Source organism: Microbacterium sp. ZW T5_56 (genome assembly GCF_044987425.1).
Lineage (GTDB): Bacteria > Actinomycetota > Actinomycetes > Actinomycetales > Microbacteriaceae > Microbacterium.
The window spans coordinates 91332-113447 of record NZ_JBJDRI010000003.1; the positions used below are offsets into that span (position 1 = coordinate 91332).

At 67.4% G+C, this 22116-nt stretch carries 17 protein-coding genes; 10 read left to right on the forward strand and 7 right to left on the reverse strand.

All coding sequences use genetic code 11. The features are described from left to right. Window positions 1-91 precede the first annotated feature (91 nt). The 6 genes from ACI3KU_RS02590 to ACI3KU_RS02615 all read left to right on the forward strand — a co-directional run bounded on the left by ACI3KU_RS02590 (window position 92) and on the right by ACI3KU_RS02615 (window position 6566). Window positions 92-871 carry a hypothetical protein gene (locus ACI3KU_RS02590; RefSeq protein ID WP_404920723.1) on the forward strand — a complete coding sequence of 260 codons (780 nt, stop codon included), beginning with the start codon at window positions 92-94 and terminating at the stop codon, window positions 869-871. A gap of 222 nt (window positions 872-1093) precedes the next feature. After that, entirely contained in the window at window positions 1094-1306 is a 213-nt protein-coding gene (locus tag ACI3KU_RS02595) for a heavy-metal-associated domain-containing protein (protein WP_404920724.1), read from the forward strand. Next, window positions 1306-2238 carry a heavy-metal-associated domain-containing protein gene (locus ACI3KU_RS02600; RefSeq protein ID WP_404920725.1) on the forward strand — a complete coding sequence of 311 codons (933 nt, stop codon included), beginning with the start codon at window positions 1306-1308 and terminating at the stop codon, window positions 2236-2238. Before ACI3KU_RS02595 ends, ACI3KU_RS02600 begins: the two co-directional genes overlap by 1 nt. A gap of 36 nt (window positions 2239-2274) precedes the next feature. Further along, window positions 2275-4521, forward strand: a complete 2247-nt coding sequence (locus tag ACI3KU_RS02605) for a heavy metal translocating P-type ATPase (protein WP_404920726.1) — start codon at window positions 2275-2277, stop codon at window positions 4519-4521. A 12-nt stretch (window positions 4522-4533) separates the two neighbouring features. After that, on the forward strand, window positions 4534-4788 hold the full coding sequence (locus tag ACI3KU_RS02610; RefSeq protein WP_404920727.1) for a YHS domain-containing protein: 255 nt from the start codon (window positions 4534-4536) through the stop codon (window positions 4786-4788). A gap of 365 nt (window positions 4789-5153) precedes the next feature. After that, entirely contained in the window at window positions 5154-6566 is a 1413-nt protein-coding gene (locus tag ACI3KU_RS02615) for an MFS transporter (RefSeq protein WP_404920728.1), read from the forward strand. A gap of 166 nt (window positions 6567-6732) precedes the next feature. On the opposite strand, the gene ACI3KU_RS02620 is transcribed toward ACI3KU_RS02615, so the two are convergent. The 5 genes from ACI3KU_RS02620 to ACI3KU_RS02640 are packed head-to-tail and all read right to left on the reverse strand — an operon-like array spanning window position 6733 to window position 10588. Next, window positions 6733-7632 (reverse strand): hypothetical protein, encoded by a 900-nt coding sequence (locus tag ACI3KU_RS02620; RefSeq protein WP_404920729.1) that lies wholly within the window; start codon window positions 7630-7632, stop codon window positions 6733-6735. A gap of 59 nt (window positions 7633-7691) precedes the next feature. Continuing rightward, entirely contained in the window at window positions 7692-8459 is a 768-nt protein-coding gene (locus tag ACI3KU_RS02625; RefSeq protein WP_404920730.1) for a PoNe immunity protein domain-containing protein, read from the reverse strand. A gap of 25 nt (window positions 8460-8484) precedes the next feature. Beyond that, window positions 8485-9849, reverse strand: a complete 1365-nt coding sequence (locus ACI3KU_RS02630) for a hypothetical protein (protein ID WP_404920731.1) — start codon at window positions 9847-9849, stop codon at window positions 8485-8487. After that, entirely contained in the window at window positions 9846-10199 is a 354-nt protein-coding gene (locus tag ACI3KU_RS02635; protein WP_404920732.1) for a type VII secretion target, read from the reverse strand. The genes ACI3KU_RS02630 and ACI3KU_RS02635 overlap by 4 nt, the downstream gene beginning before the upstream one ends. Then, window positions 10193-10588 carry a YbaB/EbfC family nucleoid-associated protein gene (locus tag ACI3KU_RS02640; protein ID WP_404920733.1) on the reverse strand — a complete coding sequence of 132 codons (396 nt, stop codon included), beginning with the start codon at window positions 10586-10588 and terminating at the stop codon, window positions 10193-10195. The genes ACI3KU_RS02635 and ACI3KU_RS02640 overlap by 7 nt, the downstream gene beginning before the upstream one ends. Window positions 10589-10849: 261 nt before the next feature. On the opposite strand from ACI3KU_RS02640, the gene ACI3KU_RS02645 reads away from it, so the two are divergent. Next, window positions 10850-18373 (forward strand): DUF5979 domain-containing protein, encoded by a 7524-nt coding sequence (locus ACI3KU_RS02645; protein WP_404920734.1) that lies wholly within the window; start codon window positions 10850-10852, stop codon window positions 18371-18373. A 206-nt stretch (window positions 18374-18579) separates the two neighbouring features. Here ACI3KU_RS02645 and ACI3KU_RS02650 read toward each other — a convergent pair whose 3' ends face one another. Beyond that, window positions 18580-18804 (reverse strand): hypothetical protein, encoded by a 225-nt coding sequence (locus ACI3KU_RS02650; RefSeq protein ID WP_404920735.1) that lies wholly within the window; start codon window positions 18802-18804, stop codon window positions 18580-18582. Between the two features lie 23 nt (window positions 18805-18827). Next, complete coding sequence (locus ACI3KU_RS02655; RefSeq protein WP_404920736.1) at window positions 18828-19397, reverse strand: helix-turn-helix domain-containing protein; 570 nt, start codon at window positions 19395-19397, stop codon at window positions 18828-18830. A gap of 95 nt (window positions 19398-19492) precedes the next feature. On the opposite strand from ACI3KU_RS02655, the gene ACI3KU_RS02660 reads away from it, so the two are divergent. The 3 genes from ACI3KU_RS02660 (at window position 19493) to ACI3KU_RS02670 (ending at window position 21905) form a co-directional block, all read left to right on the forward strand. Next, complete coding sequence (locus ACI3KU_RS02660) at window positions 19493-19765, forward strand: hypothetical protein (RefSeq protein WP_404920737.1); 273 nt, start codon at window positions 19493-19495, stop codon at window positions 19763-19765. A gap of 138 nt (window positions 19766-19903) precedes the next feature. Continuing rightward, on the forward strand, window positions 19904-21355 hold the full coding sequence (locus ACI3KU_RS02665) for an MFS transporter (RefSeq protein WP_404920738.1): 1452 nt from the start codon (window positions 19904-19906) through the stop codon (window positions 21353-21355). Between the two features lie 10 nt (window positions 21356-21365). Continuing rightward, window positions 21366-21905 (forward strand): TetR/AcrR family transcriptional regulator, encoded by a 540-nt coding sequence (locus ACI3KU_RS02670; protein ID WP_404920739.1) that lies wholly within the window; start codon window positions 21366-21368, stop codon window positions 21903-21905. The last annotated feature ends 211 nt before the right edge of the window (window positions 21906-22116 follow it).

The window sequence follows — 22116 nt, forward strand, 5'->3', positions numbered from 1 at the left end:
CTGTGGGTGAGAATCCCCGCAACGCGGCAATTGTCGCCCACAGACAGAAGTCTCGCGGGCACATGGGCGGGGACGTCCGTAGGATTCACGCATGTCCTCCGCTGCCCGCACGATCGATCTTCCCGACCCGCACGACGGCGGCATCGACCGCTACAGCGTGGCGATTGTCAGAGAACCCGCTTCGCTGACGGATCTTCTCGCCGCGGTGCTCCGCATCGCCGCGCGAGGGGAGGGGCGCAGCTTCGTCATTCTCGACGACGCCGGTCAGTGCCTCTACACCAGCGGGCACGCGATCAATGGGCACGATCTCGATGACGGGGTGGAGTATCCGGACGACGATTCCCCGGAGGCGATCGACCGGTACGAAGCCGACCTCTTCACCACCGTGCTGGCGGCGTTGCGCGCGTCAGACCCGGCGGTGAACTGGGCGAGTGTTCCGGAGGAGTTCGCGACCAACGCCGAGGACATCGACGCGCTCGTCTCACTCAACCGCGATCCGTCCGTGCTGCTGGAGTCGACGCATGTGGTGCAGCGAGTGCCGGAGCAGAGCGTTGACGGGCTGCTCGCCGATGTCCCCAACGGGTACTTCAGTGGCGATTGGACACCGTTCCAGAGTCTCGCCGTGACGCGGAGGCTGCATGATCGCTACGGCTACGAGCCGTGGGGGATCGGCGCGCGCAGCTTGGCCTTTCATCGTCCGGCCGGAGTTCTGCCGTCCGATCTGTCCGGGCCGTTGATGGCGGATCTGCAGCATCTCTACGGGCAGCCGAACTCCCCGGCCTGGAGTGACCTCGCGAAGCTCGTCGAGAGCACGACGATCCTCGTGCTCGGCTACACCGAGGATTTCGCCGAGCTGGTGACCGAGGCCTGACCCGCGAGACTTCCGTCTGTGGGTGAGAACCCGCGCAACGCGGCGATTGTCGCCCACAGACGGAAGTCTCGCGGGTTGTGGTTCGCCCGGATCGGGCTGCGGGGACCGCGCGTGGGTGGGGTGCGCAAGAGCATCGCAGGCTTGAGGGAATACCCCCCTAGGGTATACGGTTGAAGCAGAAGTACCCCGGTGGGGTACGTCCCCCAGACGAAGGAGAACGACATGAGCACCACGACCGAATTCCAGGTGACCGGCATGACCTGCGGGCACTGCGAGATGGCGATCCGGTCTGAAGTGGGCCAGATTGCCGGTGTCGACGGCATCGACGTGAGCGCCCAAACCGGCAAGCTCGTAGTGTCGAGCACCGCCCCGGTCGACGACGCAGCGATCCTCGCCGCCGTCGACGAGGCCGGGTATGCGGCGGTTCGCATCTGATGAACACTCCGGGACGCCTGGGGCTGTACGGAGCCGGACTCCTCGTCGTGTTCGGCGCCGCATTCGCGGCCGGAGGAGTCCTGGTGCCGGATGCCACCGTCGCCACCTGGCAGCAGAGCGCCGCACACGGCGAAACTCACACCCCGAATCCTTCGGCAAGCAACACACAGGAGGCAGACGTGAACGGCACGTCCATCGCTCAGGCGGGCTTCACCCTCACTGAGATCCAGGCCCCGACCGCGGTCGGCGACGAGGGCACGCTCGCGTTCGCGATCGTGAACCGGGACGGCACCGCGGTCACCGACTACGAGACCGCGCACGGCAAGGACCTGCACCTCATCGTTGTGCGCAGCGACGGTGCCGCCTACCGTCACGTGCACCCGGTCCTCGACACCGCGACCGGCACCTGGTCGCTGCCGTGGACGTGGGATCGCGCCGGCACCTATCGTGTCTACGCCGACTTCACGAGCGGGGCCAGCAGCGTGACCCTCTCGCGATTCGTGACGGTGGGTGGGCAGTTCACTCCCGAGCCACGCACAAGCGTCGTCACCGAGGCTCAGGTCGACGGCTTCGACGTCTCCGTGAGCGGAGAGCTCGCCGCCGGAGCGGCTAGCGACCTCACTGTCAGCATCACTCGCGACGGCGAACCCGTCACCGAGCTCGAACCCTACCTGGGTGCGTTCGGTCATCTCGTCGCACTGCGGGACGGCGATCTGGCCTACCTGCACGTCCACGCGCACGGTGAGGAGCCCCAGCCGGGGCAGACATCGGGCCCGACGATCACGTTCACCGCACAGGCCCCCACGGCCGGGCGATACCTCCTCTACCTGGACTTCCAGGTTGACGGGATCGTGCACACGGCCGAACTCGTGCTGGACGCGGCGGCGGGAACCACGGATGACAGCACGGGCGGCGGCCATGAAGGTCACTGATCTAAACGTGGGCAACGCGTCCGAGGAGAAGGAGTCATGACGGATCTGCAGCAGGCCGGATCCAGCGTCGAGCTGGAGATCGGCGGCATGACGTGCGCATCGTGCGCGATGCGCATCGAGAAAAAGCTCAACAAACTCGATGGCGTGAGCGCCACGGTGAACTACGCCACCGAGAAGGCGAAAGTCACGGCGCCGGTCGGGTACGACCCCGCGCTGCTCATCGCCGAGGTGGAGAAGACCGGCTACACCGCGGTGCTGCCGTCGCCGCCGCGCGCTGACGAGCCCGTCGAGGAAGCGCCCGACACCGAGCTCATGTCGCTGCGTCACCGCCTGATCGGCTCCGTGATCCTCGCGGTGCCGGTGATCGCGATGGCGATGATCCCCGCGCTGCAGTTCACGTATTGGCAGTGGTTGTCTCTCGCGCTCGCGGCCCCGGTCATCGTCTGGGCGGCGTGGCCGTTCCACAAGGCGGCGTGGACCAACCTGCGCCACGGCGCCGCGACGATGGACACGCTGATCTCCATGGGCACCCTGTCGGCCCTGCTGTGGTCGATCTACGCGCTGTTCTTCGGTACGGCCGGAGTGGCCGGGATGACCCACGCGTTCGAGCTGACCGTCGCACCGAGCGACGGGGCGGCGAACATCTACCTCGAGGTGGGTGCCGGCGTCACGATGTTCATCCTGGCCGGGCGCTACTTCGAGAAGCGGTCCAAGCGCCAGGCGGGAGCGGCCCTTCGGGCGCTGCTCGAACTCGGGGCGAAGGACGTCGCCGTCATCCGCGGTGGAGTCGAGGTCCGCATCCCGACTGCCGATCTCGCCGTCGGCGACGAATTCGTCGTGCGACCCGGAGAGAAGATCGCCACGGACGGCGTGATCGTGTCGGGCACGTCCGCCGTCGATGCGTCCATGCTCACGGGGGAGTCCGTACCGGTCGAGGTCGCCGAGGGCGACCAGGTCACGGGGGCGACGGTGAACGCGGGCGGCCGGCTCGTGGTCCGTGCCACGCGCGTCGGATCCGACACGCAGCTGTCGCAGATGGCGCGCCTGGTGGAGGACGCGCAGTCCGGCAAGGCCGAGGTTCAGCGCCTCGCCGATCGGGTGTCGGGAATCTTCGTGCCGATCGTGATCGCGATCGCCGTCGGCACGTTGGCCGCCTGGCTGGGCGCCGGCTTCCCCACGTCGGCGGCGTTCACGGCCGCAGTGGCCGTGCTGATCATCGCCTGCCCCTGCGCGCTCGGGCTTGCCACCCCGACAGCACTGCTGGTCGGCACCGGTCGTGGCGCGCAGATGGGGATCATCATCAAGGGACCCGAGGTGCTGGAATCCACCCGGAAGGTCGACACGATCGTGCTCGACAAGACGGGAACGGTGACAAGCGGCAAGATGACGCTCACGGACGTGCTCCTCGAGGACGGCGTGGACCGCGCCCAGCTGCTGCGACTGGCCGGCGCGCTGGAAGACGCGTCCGAGCATCCGATCGCGCAGGCGGTTGCGAAGGCGGCCACACAAGAGATCGGCATGCTGCCGGTCGTCGAAGGTTTCCAGAACATCGAGGGCACGGGCGTGCAGGGCGTCGTCGATGGTCACGCGGTGATCGTGGGTCGGGAATCCCTGCTCGCCGACTGGGCGCAGTACCTGTCCCCGGAGCTTTCCGCGGCGAAGGCCGCAGCCGAGAAACAGGGTAAGACCGCGATCGCCGTGGGGTGGGACGGTGAGGCGCGCGGTGTGCTCGTGATCGCTGACACCCTCAAGCCCACCAGCGCCGAGGCTATCGCGCAGTTCCGCGCTCTCGGTCTGACGCCGGTGCTGCTCACCGGCGACAACGCCGCCGTCGCCGCGCAGATCGCCAGTGAGGTCGGAATCACCGAGGTGATCGCCGAGGTGCTGCCGCAGGACAAGGTCGACGTCATCACCCGACTCCAGGGCGAGGGGAAGGTCGTGGCCATGGTGGGCGACGGTGTCAATGACGCCGCTGCCCTCGCGCAGGCCGACCTCGGTCTCGCGATGGGAACGGGAACGGACGTGGCGATCGAGGCATCGGACCTCACGCTGGTGCGCGGTGACCTGCGCAGCGCTGCCGACGCGATTCGGTTGTCCCGCCGCACTCTCGGAACCATCAAGGTCAACCTGTTCTGGGCGTTCGCGTACAACGTCGCGGCTATCCCGCTCGCTGCCCTCGGCCTGCTCAACCCGATGCTCGCCGGTGCCGCCATGGCGTTCTCCAGCGTGTTCGTCGTCGGCAACAGCCTGCGTCTGCGCTCCTTCCGCAGCCGCGCCCTCTGAGAAAGGAACCTCATGTCCGATACCCCCGCAGCCTCCTGCTGCAGCATGCCCGCGCAGACCTCCGTCTCGGCCGAGGGACGCACCGATCTGCTGGCGACATCCGGCGATCAGGTCGAGTGTCCCGTGATGGGTGGCAGCGTGATCCCGGCGCAGGCGGAAGCCGCCGGCCTGTTCCGCGACTACGACGGCACGCGGTACTACTTCTGCTGTGCGGGCTGCGCCCCGCGTTTCGACGCGGACCCCGCGCGCTACGCCACGGCCGCGTAGTCACGTCCGCGAGGCCCCTGTCCGACACCGTTCGGTCAGGGGCCTTTCGCGTTGGTGGCGGCGGTGGGAGGTGGATTTCGCACCACTGAGCGACGTGGGGATGTGTTTTGTATCTCCCACCGCGGGCGTCGTGTCTCCCACTGCGGGCGTCGTGTCTCGCACTGCGGGGGAGGAAGTCGCACCCGCGACGGGAGTGCTCGCCGATCGGTGGTGCGGGATCGAAAACGCGTGCTCCGGTGACGCGCGCGATGCGTTTTGCATCCCTGCTCCGCGCTATCGAAGAAGAGGTTGGTTTGCGTGGGAATACTATACCCCCCTAGGGTATTGAACGAAGCGAATACCAGCCACAACGAATGGAGCATCCGATGACCACGTCATCCTCAACAAGTACCGCGCGGTGGTGGGGGCTGACCCTCATCGCGCTCGCCCAGTTCATGGTCATCATGGATTCGTCCATCATCGGGGTGGCGCTGCCGCGCATGCAGGCCGACCTCGGCTTCACGCCCCACACGCTGTCGTGGGTCTTCAACGCCTACGTGATCGCGCTCGGTGGTCTGCTGCTGCTCGGTGGACGACTGTCGGATCTGTATGGCCCGCGTCGCATGTTCGCCGTCGGCTGGGTCGTCCTGGGCGTCGGATCCCTCGTGGCCGGATTCGCCGGCGACGTCACAGTCGAGCTTCTCGGGCGGGTGCTGCAGGGCATGGGCTCTGCGCTCATCGCTCCGGCGGCGCTGACGCTGTTGATGATGCTGTTCGGCTCGAACCCGAAGGAGCTCACGAAGGCGATGGCCTTCTACGGCGCCGCGGCTCCGGCCGGCGGCACGGCGGGAGTCTTCCTGGGCGGTGTGATCACCGAGTTCGCCTCGTGGCCCTGGGTGTTCTTCATCAATGTGCCGATCGCGATCCTGGTTCTCCTCGTCATGTGGAAGGCCCTGCCCGGCGGCAAGCTGGGCGCGCGCGGATCGGTCGATGTGGTGGGTGCCCTCACCGTGACCCTTGGCCTCGCAGCGCTCGTCTACGGCATCGTGCGCGCTGAGGTGGCGGGGTGGGGATCGGGGGAGACCTGGATCGCCATCGGCGGCGGCATCGTGCTGCTCGTCGTGTTCATCCTCGTCCAGCGCGTGCGTCGCGAGCCGCTCATGCGTCTGTCGATCTTCCGCGCGACGAACCTCGGTGCCGCCAACCTCGCCCAGGTGATGCTGGGTGCGGCATGGATTCCGATGTGGTTCTTCCTGAACCTCTACCTGCAGCAGGTGCTGGGCTTCTCGGCGTTCCCCGCCGGTGCCGCGCTGCTGCCGATGACCGTGCTGATCATGATCGGCATGATCGCGCTCGCGCCCCGCATCATGTCGGCCTTCGGTCCGAAGGTGCCGATCGTGCTCGGCCTGATCATCCTGGCCGCCGGCCTCGGATGGATGGCGTTCATCCGTCCGGAGGGAAACTACTGGGTGGACGCGTTCGGTCCCTCGCTGGTGGTGGCGTTCGGTCAGGCGCTCGCGTTCATCCCATCGCTGCAGATCGCGATCTCTGCAGCTCCGCCGCAGGACGGCGGCCTGGCATCGGGCATCGTCAACACCAGCTACCAGGTGGGCTCCGCGCTGGGCCTCGCCCTGGTCTCGGCCATCGCCGCGGGATTCGGTGCGGGTGAACTTGGCGATCCGGTTGCCCTCACGGGCGGGTACTCGGCCGCGTTCATCGCCGCGGGCGTGATCGCCCTGCTCGGCGCGGTGGCGGTGGCAATCCTCTTCCGGGGGAAGAAAGCGGTCAGCGGGGTGTGACCGGCGGGCGCGGCATGCGGGCTCCGACCCGCATGCCGCGCCCCGCGGTAGGGGGCGATACCGCCGCTGGAAGATGGAAAGCGCATCGGCGACGCGCCTCCGGGGTGCGAATTCCATCCGGCACGCATCTCGCGCCACTGTCTGGAACTGCGGATGGATGGTGCGCTTACTGAGCGAGCCAGCGCGGCGGCCGCGTGTTCAAGCCCTGCAGCGGTGGCTGAGCGTGGACGCGGAGGTCATCCCAACTGAGCTGGCGAGTGCTGCCATCGGCCTGGACCTCGAGCACCGTGTCGACGTCAGGAACCGCATTCGAGATCCCCGCAACGTACGCGCATGCCGAGACGACGCGACCCTCCGGAGACTTCATCACGCGGTACTCGGGAACGTTCATGTCCACGCCCTGCTGCTCATAGAACGTGCGCAGCGGCCCGCGCTGACGTTCGTACCAGTGCCGAGCAAACAATCGCTCGGCCTCGTGGAGCGAACCGGCGGGCGTGGTGGACGGCCACGCGATCGGGGTCCAGGCGGCGCCCTCGGCTCGATGCGGCGTCAGCGTCTCCAACTCCACACCCGAGCCGAGCTGTTCGTTCAGGACGCCGAGCGCCGCCTGAAAGCCGCGGGGAGACTGATCGCCCGTCACGAGCGTGAGCGTCCGTCCTGCGTTCCAGATGACGGGATGGCCGTGCACGCCCAGCCCGCTGACGAGTTGAGGCGCGGCCCACACCGCGCCGGAGAACGCCTCGCCGTGCACGAGAAACGCCCCCTCGCCCACTGGGCGGACATCGATCGGGAGGCCGCTCGCGCCACTCAGCGCATCGCTGAGCACCTGTTGGGCGTCGATTCCCCACCCGGCGAGGGTCGCCTCTGTCAGCCACGCGGTACCGGCCTCCACCGTCACCACCGGTGCGACGCCGATCTCGCTGCTGGCGGAGACCACAGCGGGGAAGGCTTCCGCACGGTCTCCGACCGAGAGCTCCAAGTAGCGAACGGCAGCGGGCATGGTGCCGAACGGCCGCAGCAGGATCCGCCCGCGCGCTGCCTCGTAGCTGCCGGGGAAATCGAACATTGTAGGACTAGACATTCGAAGCACCCTCTCTTGATTGCGCTCTCACGATGGACACGGCGTCACCCACGAACGGCGGCAAGGTCGCGCGGGTAGTACTCGTTGTCGCGATAGGACGCATCGTCAATGCCCAGCAGTTGTGTCACCGCGGCCGCCTCGAAACACCAATAGCCGTCGTAGGAGACGGGCTTTGCGTACTTCGGACCGCGGAGGTGCTCGCCCCACCAGTAGGCCTGACGGGAATCCTTGTACCAGTGCTGCACGAACTCGTTCATGAGTTTCGGCCGCTCCTCGGGGCGTGCCTGCACGACCTTCACCAACCTCGCATACGGTCGCGGCTGCGAGAGGACGACATCAACGCCCTCCAGCGAGTCACCATGCAGGCCCGCGAGGAACTCGAGGGCCGTGTCCGGTCCCCGCAATCCGACGACAGCACCGATGCGGGCCCGCTGTTCGCTGGTGCCGAGCAGGATCGTCATACTGAGGAGCTGTGCCGCATCGATGACACGGATGGGGGTCTCCGACCATGGCACGTTCGGCTCCCCCGCCTCGGCGGATTTGCGATGGAAGAGCTGCTCATACTCCACGAACCATTCGACGGCCTCGTCGAGGAAACCTCGAAGTTCGTCGGCTCCGGCTCCCAGCGAGTAGGAGATCGAGACCAGTTCGACGTAGGTCCTCGACAGCTCCCGCAACGTGGTCAGGTCACGGGGATTCTCGTCGCGCTCGCTCTCGATGCGCTCACGCTGGTGGGGAATCGAGCGCAGCTTGCTCTGTTGGCGAGCCTCGAGTGGACCAAATTCTGCGCGGGGGTCACGGAATGTGCTCATGTATCGAATCCGATCGGGCGATGTTTCACGTCAGCGGCCTGGTGGTGATGGTGCCATCCGGCCTCACGATGGAGAGAACCTTGTCGACGTTGCCGCCCTTCAGAGCGGCGAGGATGTCGTTCGCGAGCTCTCTGTCTCCGCCCACGGCTTCGAGCACACGGTTGAAGTCCGACCTGTCGCCTCTCAGCCAGCTGTCACTCATCTGGACACCGTCTTGCGTGTGGCCGAGACTCGGATTGCCGTTCGTCGAGTATTTCGCTTCGACGATAACGTACTTGCCGTCCGGGGTCTGATAGATCGCGTCGATGCCGGGGGCGTTGACGTCCTTCGGTACGTCGATTCGCTCATAGTTCAGGTCCTGGAAGTGCTGGTCGCTGATGTACTCGCCGTACGCACCCTTCTCCCGGGTGCTCGCGCCCGCCCCCGGCGGATCCATCTCAGGATCCTGCGGCGGGTCTCCGGCCGGGTGATTGCCGGCGTCGCCGGGAGGCGCGTCGTCGTCGGGCGGCCGCTGAGTCGCCCCGGTGTCGGGATGGTGCGGTGTCGGCGCATTCGGCGGGTGGCCCGGCGGCGTGGGAACATCCGGCAACCGGGGCGTGGGAACGTCCGGAAGCCGGGGCGTGGACGGCCCGCGATGTGCGAGCTGAGTGATCTTCTGGATCGCGCTCTCGATGGCGGGGCCCAGCTTGCGAAGAAGTCGCTGGAGTTCGGCGAGCGCGTCGAGGACTTTGGGGATGATGCGGCCGACTTTGGCAACGAGGGCGGAGACCTTCACGCCGAATTGCGCCATGGCTGCGGGAGCGCCGAAGCCGATGGTCGCGGCGGTGGTCGCAGCGGCGGAGATGGCGGAGCCGACGAGTTGGCTGATGACGTCTCGGACGATGTCGTGCACCATCTGCACCAGGGTGGACGCGATCTGCAGGCCGGTGGCCATCGCGCTAGACCAGTCGCTCGCGCCGCGCAGGTGTGCGATGACGGTGTTCGCATGAGCGAGGTACGCGTCGATGGTCTCGCCGGCCATACCGTCCAGCTGCGGCAGCAGCCCGTGATACCCGTCCGCGAGTTGCGCGAGGTACCCGCCGGTGTTCGCCCACGTGCCGGAGAAGGAAGCGACTTCAGCGGCATCTCCCGTGAAGTCGTTGAACCAGCTCTTGAGGGGTTCGATGTGATCCAGCACCCACCCGAGGCCGTTGGCGATGAGGGTCCCGATGGGATCGATGATCGCCCCGGCGGTGTCGAGCGCGGTCGAAGCGACGGCGAGCGCTCCGGCACCCCAGTCGCCGGAGGAGATCGCGTTCGCGATGTCCTCCGCGTCCTGAAGGAGGAACGCGCCCGCAAACGCGGATGTGTTGTCCTGCGGCGCCGCGACGAGCGGGTTGCCCTCGCTCATCCCGTCGCTCCGGCACTCGCGCCGGGTGCGGTGTCGATCTTGTTCATCAATCCCGTGAGAGCGGCGTGGATGCCGTCTTCGACGCTTCGGAAGTCGGCGGCGGTCGCGACGAGTTCATCGCTCGTGCGCTGAAGGACGTTCTGAGCTTGCTGGATGTGACTGATCACGATGTTGCTCGTGGCAAGTGCGGGTGGCACCATCCAGGCACACATCACCCCGAACGCCCCACCACCAAGATTGATCCCACGGACCGCGTCCAAGGCGACGGAGACATCCGTGGCGAGCTGTTCCACCTGTTGCGCGTGCGCGGTCAGTGCGGATGGGCTGATCGCGATGCGGTCGGCTACCACCGCAGGTCCCCGCTCTGGTCCGTGCCCTCCAGGTCGGCGGTGAGCTGGTCCGCGGTGAGCTTCACGATCGGATCGTCCGCACCCAGCAGCTCGGTCGTGATCGCGAGAGACTGCTCCCGCACGCGGATCGTCGCGGCACGGATCAGGTCGAGAACATCACGAGACACGGCCCGTCCACCACGACCCAGAGCCTCGTCGGAGATGTCCAACGCTGCGACCTGCCCGGACGCATCCACCTCGACCGTGATGTCCCGCTGACGGGACTGCGCCCGCCCGCGCACTTGTGCGATCTGCTCCTGCATCAATGGCAACGCCTTCGCGCGAGCTTCCGCCCGTGCGACATCCTCCTGGATTCGCGCTAACGATTCCTCAGGATTGTTGAAAACCATCACGCCCCCTCGTGGTCAGGTCTTTTGGAAGCCTATGTCGCGGGTGCGCGAACAGACCATCCACCGATGCCTTCGCGCCGATGAGAATCGTCTCATCGGCGAGACGAGAGACCTCCTCGGACGAGGTCCTTGCCATGACCCCAACGGTTTGGCACCCGTCGAAAGTGTGCGTCAGGATGGAACAACCTCTGTGGTCTGACGGCACCCCGGCCTCGACCTATTCAAGATGGGAAAATCACTGTGCGGCATCCCCACCCACTGTTGAAGCGAACGCGCGGTCCGATCGCCGTGCTCGCTTCGCTCCTACTGGCTCTCGGCGTTCTGGTCTCGCCGTCCGCGGCATACGCCGCTGTCACCTCGAGTCTGACAATCGACAAATCCGTCAACCAGGCGACTGTCAAGCCCGGTGAGACGTTCACGTACACCATCCGCATGCAGTGCTCCGTGCTGAGTGACGCGTCCGGATGCGTGAACGCGCAGATGACCGACCCGATCCCGGCCGGATTCGAGGTCGTGTCTGCGACGACGACTCCGCAGCAGGGCAGCACCACCACGATTCAGGGACAGAACGTCCTCGTCGACTTCAAGCGCGCCCTGGACGACGGGTCGGTCGGCCTGGAGGATGGCGCCACTGCGGAGACGAAGATCACGGTGCGCCTGCCACTGGACGCCTCGGCAGACCTCGACGGCGTGATGGTGACCAACGAGGCCACCATCGTGGCTGACAATGCGGACCCGAAGAAGGACACGGCAGACATCACGCCGGAGATCCCGACCACCCTGGACGCCGAGGCCGCGAAGGCTTTCGAGCCGAGCATCGACCACGGCAAGCCGGGAAACCAGACCACGCTCACCCTCTCGGGCAGGAACACTTCCAATGGCGGCGTGGACTCGCTGACCCTCACCGACCCGGCAGCACCGGACGCCGGCGGTGTGAACCCGTTCACGTACCTGGAGATCACCGAGGTCGCCGCCATCACGTGGCCGGACGGTGCTACCGCCGCCACCCTGCAGTACTGGGACGGCGCCGCATGGGTGGACGACGACGTCGTCACCAAGCCCGGTGCCGCCAATGCGCCGCCGAGCTCCGCGCTCGGTATCCGCGTGACCTTCACCGGCGCGAACGGCGATCGCATCGCCGCGAACGCGGAGGGCGGGCTCGAGCTCACCCTCACCCAGCGTGACAACGTCTCCGACCTGGACGCCACCACGGTACTCACCAACACGGTCACCGCCACCGTCGCCGCGGGCGACGACACGAAGGTGTCCCCGCCCGCGGACGCCGATTACACCATCCTCAACGAAGACCTCGTCGTCGAGCCGAGCAAGACGTTCGCCGATGACGTCATCCTGCCGGGCGGCGAGACCACCGTCACCGTCGGGATCAAGAACTCGAACCCGCTCGCCGTCGACAGCCTCACGCTGCAGGAGCCGGCCGCTGGCGTCTTCGATGCGCGCCTGGAGTTCACCGGCTTCACCTCGAAGGTGCAGTTTCCCGCCGGAGCCACGAGCGGCACCCTGTCGTTCACATACACCGATACGTCGGGAGCGTCGCACACCGTCGAGACCACGCTGACCGACGGCGGCGACTTCCCCGCGCTGCCCGCCGACTTCGGTGCGCTGGAGAACTTCAGCGTCGCCTTCGTGTCCGACACCGGCGCGATCGTGCCCGGCGGAGAGAGCCCCGTCACCTTCGGTGTGCGCGCCGTGGAGGGTCTTGCGAAGGACACCGTCATCGACAACGTGGTCTCGGCCGCCGCGACGGACGGAGATCTGACCGCCACCCAGACCGCCACCGACTCGATTACCACCGATGTCTTCCGCCTCGATCTGGAGACGCGCAAGTCGATCGCCCCCGGCACCATCTGGGGCTACGAGGGCGAGCAGGCCACGCTCCAGCTGCCCACGACGCTGCTGAACACGTCCACCACCAAGGCGAAGACCATCACGGTGAACGACCCGCAGCTGACGGCTGCCGGCGTTCCCGCGGCTTCCGACTGGTGGACGACCTTCCGCCCCACGCAGATCACGAAGACGGACGTCCCGGCCAGCTCCACGCTGACCGTGCGCTACTTCGACACCGTCGACCAGGAGTGGAAGGACCTCGTCACCGACGTCTCCGGACCCACCACTCTCACGGAGGTCATCGACGAGACGCTGCGTGACCGCATCGGCGGTCTGCAGTTCGAGTTCACCCACACCGGTGCGGGCTTCGCGCCGGGCTCCACGGTGAAGCCCAACATCACCACGGAGCTGAAGGAGTCGGTACCCGCAAAGCCTGCCGGCGCGGACTTCACCGTGCAGAACTGCTCCGCGGCCACCGCTACGGCCCCCGGCGCGGAGGCCGGTGCCGCGACCGTGAACCCGTGCCCCGAGATTGAGGTGCTCGCACCGACTCCGGGCGAGTACGACTTCCTCGATAAGAACTGGACCTCCCCGAGCCCCGCGCTGGTCTCGGCGCGTTCCGGTGAGCACGCCGTGTCCCGCCTGTCCTGGTCCACCAACGGACTGGGCGGTGTGCGCGAGTTCCGCCTCGCCGACACCCGCACCGGTTCGGGCGCGAACGACGGACCGTCCGATGCCGTCCAGAACACCGTGTACGAGGCGTTCAACCTGGTGGCCGTGAACGCCATCACGCCCGCGATGGACCCGAACCTGAAGTGGGATCGCATCACCGACGTGCAGCTGTGGAACGGCAGCACCTGGGTGCGGGCCACGAACGCGACCGGCCTTCCGTACTCCGGCTCGATGCCGCGCATCGCACTGACCGCAGCGGAGCAGCAGTCCACCACCGCCGTGCGCCTGCTCTACGCGGAGAACCCCGACGCCCGTAACGCATCGACCGACCCGCTGGCTCCGGCCGCGGGCAGCGGTGTGGCGCGCTCGTTCGAGGCTCGCAATGTCGACCTCGAGTGGGTGATTCGCGACACCCGTCGCAGCAACAACGCGCCGGTGCTGCAGAGCGAGATGTACAACCAGTCCGTCGCCGGTGACGTCCTCAACATCGCGAGCGGCATCGCCCAGCGCGACAACGACACGCTGCGCACCGACGACTCGGACATCATCTCCATCCTGGATCGCCCGCTGTTGGTGGGGCTGAACAAGGAGTGGACCGGCGGTCCGCTGGGTCTGCCCGAGGCCGGAACGGACGCGGCGAGCTACCCGAGCGGTCGCGTCTCGCTGACGGCGACGAACGAGACGGCCGCGAAGGTCGACAAGCTCACCGTCACCGATGCGAAGGCCGGCGGGCCGAGCCCGTTCGAGGCATTCAACCTGAAGAAGATCGTCTCGGTGCCTGGCATCGGCGGCGCGGACGCCAGCAAGACCCGTGTGGTCCTCACGCTCGCCGACGGCAGCACGCTGTCGAAGACGCCGTCGGAGGCCACCGCGATGACCCGCGACGAGCTGCTCGACGTGGTCGGCATCGAGGTCCGGTACGAGGGCCGCATCAACGCGGGCGCCTCCACGAAGATCGTCTTCGATCTGCAGCTGCGCGAGACGCTGCGCACCAGCGGCGATCCTGTCACGCTCACCGATTCCCCGGTGGACAACCAGGCCGGAGCCGTGGTGGAGGATGCCGGCGGGGAGAACGGCGTGCACGTCGTCGCGACCGACGACAGCGCGAACATGACCCTCGTCGAGCAGAACATCGACGTGGTCACCGAGAAGTCCTTCAACCCGGGACTGGAGTGGGCGACCATCCTTCCCGACGAGGATGGCTACGCCGACGAGCCGTGGGACGCCATCACGATGACTCTGCACGCCCAGCCGGCAGGGTCTGCACGCCCCGTGCAGATGGTCGTGACTGATGACACCGCCACCTTCTGGAACGCGTACCACTTCGTGGACTTCGCCTCCGGATTCTCGCTGGCCTCCCCGATCGACCGCGTCCAGGTGGACGCGCTCGTCGGTGGAACCTTCGAGGCGGCTGCGGACGGCTCGGCCGTGACCCTGACCGGCGCGCACTGGGAGACCGGAACCGCCGCGGCGTCGCCGGCGCTGCCCGCGGGCGTGTCTGCCGCCGACGTGCAGGGTCTGCGCTTCACCTTCACGCGTGCCGACGGCGCGCAGTGGGAGAACCCCGCGAACCCGATCCAGCAGATCCCGCTGCAGATGCAGCGTCGCGCGTACCTCGCCTCCAGCGACGGCACCATCCCGGTGCCCAGCAACAAGGACGCCGCCGCCGCACCGGGCGAGACCGCACCCGGTGTGTTCAGCAACATCGTCGAGAGCACCGTCACCTCTGCGCCGGTCGGCACGGACGGAGATCCGCTGACCGCGACGAAGAGCGCCGACGCCCACATGGAGTACAAGGCCGGTGAGACCGAGATCGCCGTCACCAAGACGCCGAACCTCGAGACCAAGGCGCCGGGGGAGATCATCCCGTTCCAGCTCACGATGGAGAACACCGCGCCGAACACCGCGGGCATGGAGGCATCGATCCTCGACCCCGTGGTGGTGGACACCATCCCCGTTGATGCCGACGGCCACCCGTGGCTGATCTTCGACACGCAGCGTGAGGCTGACGACGACCCGGCGACGCATATCGACCGGTACTCGTACCAGTACGTTGCCGGCCCCACCGATCCGGCCGCGCCCAACACGCGCATGCCGATCGACCCGGCGCTGATCACCGTGACGGAGAACACCAACGCCGACGGCGAGGTGACCTCGATCCGCTTCGCCTTCCCGACCGGAACCGTGCTGATGCCGGGTGAGAAGTACACCGTCACCATCAACCTGATGTTCCGTCCGGGCGTGTCCGCGGGCCAGGCCGTCGAGAACGCGATGTCGGTCTCGGCTGCCGAGGACTTCGTGCTGTGCAACCGCGAGCGCCACCCCGACGACATCGACGTTCCCACGTGTGACGCCACCGGAACCGTCACGGTGATCGACACCGGCGCCCTGCGCGGTCAGAAGACCGTGAAGAGCGATGACGGACTGGGAGTCACCAACGTGGCGAACCCGGCGCTGTCGGACCAGTGCCGCGCGACGCGCACGCTGGCCGGCGACGACTACTTCGCCTACAACTGCGCGCCGGTCACGAAGCCGCTGACCACGGAGACCTGGTTCGAGTGGATCCAGAACACCGGAACCCAGCCGATGGACCAGGTGATCACCATCGACCGCCTGCCCACCCCGGGTGACGTGGGTGTTCTGCTGACCGGTCAGCAGCGCGGTTCGCAGTGGCAGCCGGTGTACGTCGCCGACAGCATCGCCGCCGTGACCGAGCCGGGATACCGGGTGCCGGACACGCAGGAGTACTTCTACTCCTCGTCCGCCGACATCTGCACGGACGATCTGCAGCCCGTCACCAACCCGAATGCACCGTGTGCGGACGGTTCGTGGCTGCCCCTCACCGCCGACGTTCCGGTCGAGGATGTGAGGGCCATCAAGACGGTCTATCACTTCTCGGAGAACCACTTCCTGCCCGGTGAGGTGCTCGGCTACACGCTGAAGACGCGTACCCCGGCATCCGCTCCGAACGCGGGACGCGACACCGTGGCGTGGAACTCCATCGCCACTGGCGCGCGCACCATCTCGCTCGACGGCAGCCATCACGACGTTCTCGCTTCCGAGGCGCGCAAGGTGGGTGTGGCGCTGGCCACCGGCCCCCTTGCGGTGCAGAAGACGGTGACCGGGCCAGGGACGGCATTCGCCCCCGACACGTTCGACGTTCTGGTGACCTGCACCGTGACCGGTGACGGCATCACGGCGGAGCTCGATCCGATCCGGTTCACGGTCACGGCGGGAGATCCCGATCCGCTGGGCGACTACCAGTTCCCGTACGGTGCTTCGTGCGCGGTTACTGAGGCGCCGGGAGTCAACGGCGAGACCACGTCCACGCCGGGCGACCCCGTGACGGTCGGTCGCGAGGCGGTGGTCGATGCACTGCAGCTCGCCAACGACTACCAGCTCAGTGCGCTGCGCGTCACCAAGACGGTGCAGGGAGCGACCGACGCTGATGGCACTGCCATCGACTACGGCACCTTCCCGTTCACCGCAGCGTGCACGTTCCTCGGCGAGACGGTGCTGGCCGATGGCTTCGCCGAGTCGCCGATGACCACCACGCTGGGGGCGGGCGCGGAGTGGATCCTCACCGGTCTGCCCGTCGGCACCGAGTGCGACATCACCGAGACCGACTCGCTGGGTGCCTCGACGGCGATCGCCGTGAACCCCGTGGTGGGACCGCCGACGGGTGAAGCCGTCGAGGGCGCGTCGCAGCACGTCGTGCTCACATCCCCCTCGGTGGATGATGCGCCGGTGGTGTCGGTGGACGTGACCAACACGTTCGAGCTGGCTGCGATCGAGATCGCGAAGGTGGTCGATGGTGAGGCTGCCGACGCTGTTCCCACGGACACGCTGTTCACGTTCGCCGTGGAGTGCACGTGGAACGAGCGGTCGGTGTACAGCGGGTCGGCGAAGATCACCCGCGCGGACATCGCCGTGATCGACACGCTCCCCGCCGGTGCCGAGTGCTCGGTGACGGAGACGGACAACGCCCACGCCACCACGTCCGAGGTGACGCCCGCCGGCGTCACGGCGGCAGGTTCGATCGCGGAGCCGGTTCGTTTCACTGCGGTGAACACGTACGAGGCCGGTGGCCTGCACGTCACCAAGGAGATCGTCGGTGACGGTGCTGAGCTGTGGGGCACGGGCACGTTCGATGTGACCCTGGCGTGCACCCTGGCGGGCACGAACGTCGAGATCCCGGGCGGTGCGGTACGCACCCTCTCCGCTCCCGACGCGCTCGTCGCGGACTATACCGGGCTTCCGGTGGGTGCCGATTGCGCGCTGACGGAGACGGCCACCGGCGGTGCGACCACGTCGCAGATCGTCGCGGCTGATGGCGGCGAGTCGGACGGTACCTTCACGGTGGTGGGCGGCGAGCAGGCCGAGCTGCGTGTGGTGAACACGTTCGAGGTCGGCGCGCTGGCGCTCACCAAGGAAGTCGTCGGCGACCGCGCGGCCGAGCTGGAGGAGACCACCTTCACGTTCGCACTCGTCTGCACCGACGAGGTCAACGGCGAGGACGTCGAGATCGTGATCCCGGAGGGTGCCGAGCGCACGCTCACCTACCCGAACGCGCTCACCGCCCGCTACGAGAACCTCCCCGTGGGGGCCTCCTGCGAGCTGCGCGAGACGGACAACGGCGGCGCCGATGTCACCGCGATCACGCCGAACAGTGGCGATGACCAGGTGGGCACGGCCGTCGTGTCGGCGGACGAGGAGATCGCCTTCACGGTGACGAACGAGTTCGTGAAGGTGACGCCGTCGCCGACCCCGACGCCGACCGACACGGAGACGTCGACTCCGAGCCCGACGCCGACCTCGACGGAAACGCCGGAGCCGACGCCGACCTCGACGGAAACGCCGGAGCCGACGCCAACGCCGACTCCGACGACCACGCCGACCCCGACGGAGACTTCGACGCCGGAGCCGACCCCGACGCAGACGCCGACGCCGACGGAGACCTCCACGCCGGAGCCGACGCCGACCGAGACGACGACGCCGGAGCCGACCCCGACCGTGACGCCGGAGCCCACGCCGACGGAAACCGAGACGCCGGAGCCCACGCCGACCGAGACGACGACGCCGCAGCCGACCCCGACGGACACCACAGTCCCGACGGCAGCGCCGGAGCCGACCGGATCGGCGACCACACCGGCACCGCTGCCCTCCACGGGTGCAGCGCTTCCGACGGGTGGCATCCTCGCGGGTCTGCTGGCCCTCGTGCTGGGTGGGATGGTCCTGGTGGCGCGACGCCGGAGCTCGATGAGCTGAGCGTGAGGCATCGGTCGGCTTCGATGGAGCCGGCTGGTGCACACGCCAGAGCGGGAGGCGCTTGACGAGAGTCGGGCACCTCCCGCTTTGTCCGCTCCCCTGTGCGCTCGGATGCGCCGCAGGTGCAGGTGGTCGCGAACCAGGCCCGCCGTGGCAGTCGACATCACCCGCCGAAGGATCCGCAACCGCGATGCGGCGGCTGACGATCAAATCGTTTCGCGGTGTCCCGTGGGGAGCAGGATGTCTGCGGTGTACTCCCAGAGCTGGCGCTGCAGATCGACGTCGTCGGCGGGCGGGGTGGGCTGGATCTGGCGGGGACCGCGCACGGTCCAATACTCGCCGTTGCGGTTCGCGAACGCGGGATCGGTGGCGAGGCGCACGATGAGGTCGGCGCCGCGCCGGGGGTCCCCGATCCGCAGCGTCCGCAGCACGCGTTCGATGATCGCCGCTCTGCCTAAGCGCTCACGTGGGCACGCTCGGCCTGCCGTCCGAAGATGCTCAGGACCTCCGCGGGGTTGCCGTCGGAGCTGCCGAACCAGTGCGGGACGTGCGTGTCGAACTCGGCCACCTCGCCCGCTTCGAGGGTGTAGTCGCGACCACCGAGGATCAGTCGCATGCGGCCGCTGAGGACGTAGAGCCATTCGTAACCTTCGTGCCGACGCGGTGCTGGCGTTACCTCGCTGCCGGGGATCAGGATCTTCCACGCTTGGACGGAGCCAGGGTGCGGCGTGAGCGGGATGACGATACGCCCCTTCACGCGCCGGGGTTTCAACCGCACCCGGGGGTCGGCGACCTCCGGGGCTCCGACAAGGTCGTCCAGCGGCACATGGTAGGCCTGGGCGAGAGGCAGTAGCAGTTCCAGACTCGGGCGACGCTGCCCGTTCTCCAAGCGCGACAACGTGCTCTTCGAGATTCCGGTCGCTGTGGCCAATGCGGTCAGCGTCAATCCTCGTTGACCTCTCAGCCAACGTAGCCGCGGCCCGACAGCGTCCAGAGCCGATTCGATCGTCGCTGCATTCTCCATCGTGCCAGTGTGGTCAGGATTCCCGGAACTGGCAACTAATTTTGCCGTTGCGACAGTGCGACGTGCAGTATCGGTCCATGACCCAAGAATCACGAATGAAGCACGCCACACGCCCCGCAGCGCCGAACGGAACAACGGTAGGACCGCCCACTCAACACCAGCTCGCCCTCATGATCTGGATTGCCGTCTTCCCCACGCTCACGATCCTCAATCTGCTGATCGGCGACCTCCTGGCACCGCTCCCCATGATCGTTCGAACGCTCATTCTGGCCACACTTGCGGTGCCCATCGTGATCTACGGCCTCATGCCGCTCCTCCACCGCGCACGCCGGGCGCTGCTCACCCGAGCCAAGAAGGCAGCCGGCTGATCGGGAGCGGTATCGCCGACCATGTGACCGGACCTGAGAGAACCCGACCAATATGGTCGGTTTAGCGTCCGGCACGGTTGGTAGGTGCGTAGTCTTCGATGGCGAGGAATTCCTCGCGGTGGGGTGAGGAGACTCGATATGGCAGCTGCGAAAAGTTCTTCGCGTCGGTGGTGGGTGCTGGGCATCCTGACGTTGAGTCAGCTGATGGTGGTGCTCGATGTGACGATCGTGAACATCGCTCTTCCGGCTGCTCAAGCCGAGCTCGGGTTCGCGGATGAGGGGCGCCATTGGCTCGTCACCGGGTACGCGCTGGCGTTCGGAAGTCTGCTGCTCATCGGCGGGCGTCTGAGCGATGCGTTGGGGCGTCGTCGCATGCTGGTGATCGGTCTCATCGGGTTCGCCGCGGCATCGGCCATCGGCGGGTTCGCGCAGAGTTTCGAGGTGCTGCTGGCGGCACGGCTGCTGCAGGGGGCATTCGGTGCCGTGCTCGCCCCGGCGGCGCTCTCGCTCGTCTCGACCACGTTCGAGGATCGGGTGAGCCGCATCCGCGCGTTCTCGATCTTCGGTGCTGTGTCATCGGCGGGCGGCGCGGTTGGTCTGCTCCTCGGCGGATTGCTCACGCAGTACCTGTCCTGGCACTGGAGCATGTTCGTCAACGTTCCGATCGCGGTGGTCGCGCTGGCGGGAGTCGGGCTCATCACCCAGCAGGCAGCGGTCGATCGCACGAAGCTGGACCTCCCCGGTGCCGCGACGTCGGTCGCGGGGATGGTCGCGCTGGTCTTCGGCCTCGGCAATGCTGAGCAGGGCGGCTGGCTGGACATCTGGACGCTGGGTCCGATCGGAATCGGCCTCGCGCTGCTGTTCGTCTTCGTGCTCATCGAGCGTCGTGCTCCGCACCCGTTGCTTCCCCTTCGCGTCGTGCTCGATCGCAACCGCAGCGCCGCGAACATCGTGGGCCTGCTGGTCAATGGCGGACTGTTCGGCGTCTTCCTGTTCGCCACCTTCTACCTCACCGAAGCCCTCGGGTACTCGCCGCTGCAGACCGGCCTCAGCTTCGTTCCGGTCGTGCTGGGGATCATCGTCACGTCCTCGCTCGCCGGTTCACAGCTCGCGGCGCGACTGGGGCCACGATCCGTGATCACCGTCGGCGCGGTGGTTGCCGGTGTCGGATTGCTGATGCTCACCGAGGCAGGCAGCGACAGCGATTTCGTCGTGAACATCCTGCCGGGGATGATCGTCTACGGCCTCGGTCTGGGTCTCGTGTTCGGCCGGCTCCAGGAGGCCGCCACCGCTCGCGCCGAGCGACGAGACATCGGCGTCGCTTCCGCCCTGATCAACGCCAGCCAGGAGGTGGGAGGGGCGATCGGGATCGCGTTGACCAGCTCTCTCGCCGCCGGGGCCGCGGCCGCGTTGATCGCGACCGCGCCTGCCTCCGAGGGACTCGCCCTCGCCGCCACGGTCGAGAGCTATCGAGCGGCTCTGTGGGTCGCGATAGGCTTGTACGCCCTGGCAGCCGCAGTCTCGCTGGTCGTTTTTCGACGTGGCGTGGTCGAGCTTGACCCCGACGCGGAGCCGGTACCCGGCCACTAGGAGCCATTGCATGAGCCTCGCATCTCCCACCGCGATCATCGATGCTGCGTCGTCGCTGTTCGCTCGGCACGGCTTCGCACGAACGTCCGTGCAGGCGGTGGCCGAGGCGTCCGGATACTCGAAAGCCGGACTGTTGCATCACTACCCGACCAAGGTGGCGCTCTACACGGCAGCCATCGACGAGTGCGAGGCGCAGATCAGCGCCGTACATGATCGAGTCGCGGCACTGCCTGTCGGGCGCGATCGAGACGAGCGCACCGTCGAGCTTCTCGTCGATCTCTCGCTGGCGCGGCCTGGGCTCGCGAGCCTGCTGCTGAGTACGATCCTGCCGAACGGAGACGAGGAAGCGCCGGAGCTTGACCGCCTCGCCGACATCCTCTTCAGCGCGTTCGGGAGCGACGGAGACGCCGACTCCCGACGCCTGCGCGTGACGGGTGCGCTCGTCGCACTCGGCGTGCTTTCGCTCGAGGCTCGACGCTGTGATCGCGCATCGCAGTGGCGCAACGAGATCATCGGAACGAGCATCGACGCCCTGGGGCAGCGGCAGTAGCTCGAGTGAAGTGGCGCACGACTCCGGTGCGGTGATGACCCGCACCTTCAGCTTCGCCTGACCGTCCGCCGCACCAGATCCGCGACACCAGATCCGCGCCACGAGATCCGCGACACCACCTCCCGCGAGACTTCCGTCTGTGGGTGACAATCGGTGCAACGCGGGGATTCTCGCCCACAGACGGAAGTCTCGCGGACTATGGGGTACCCAT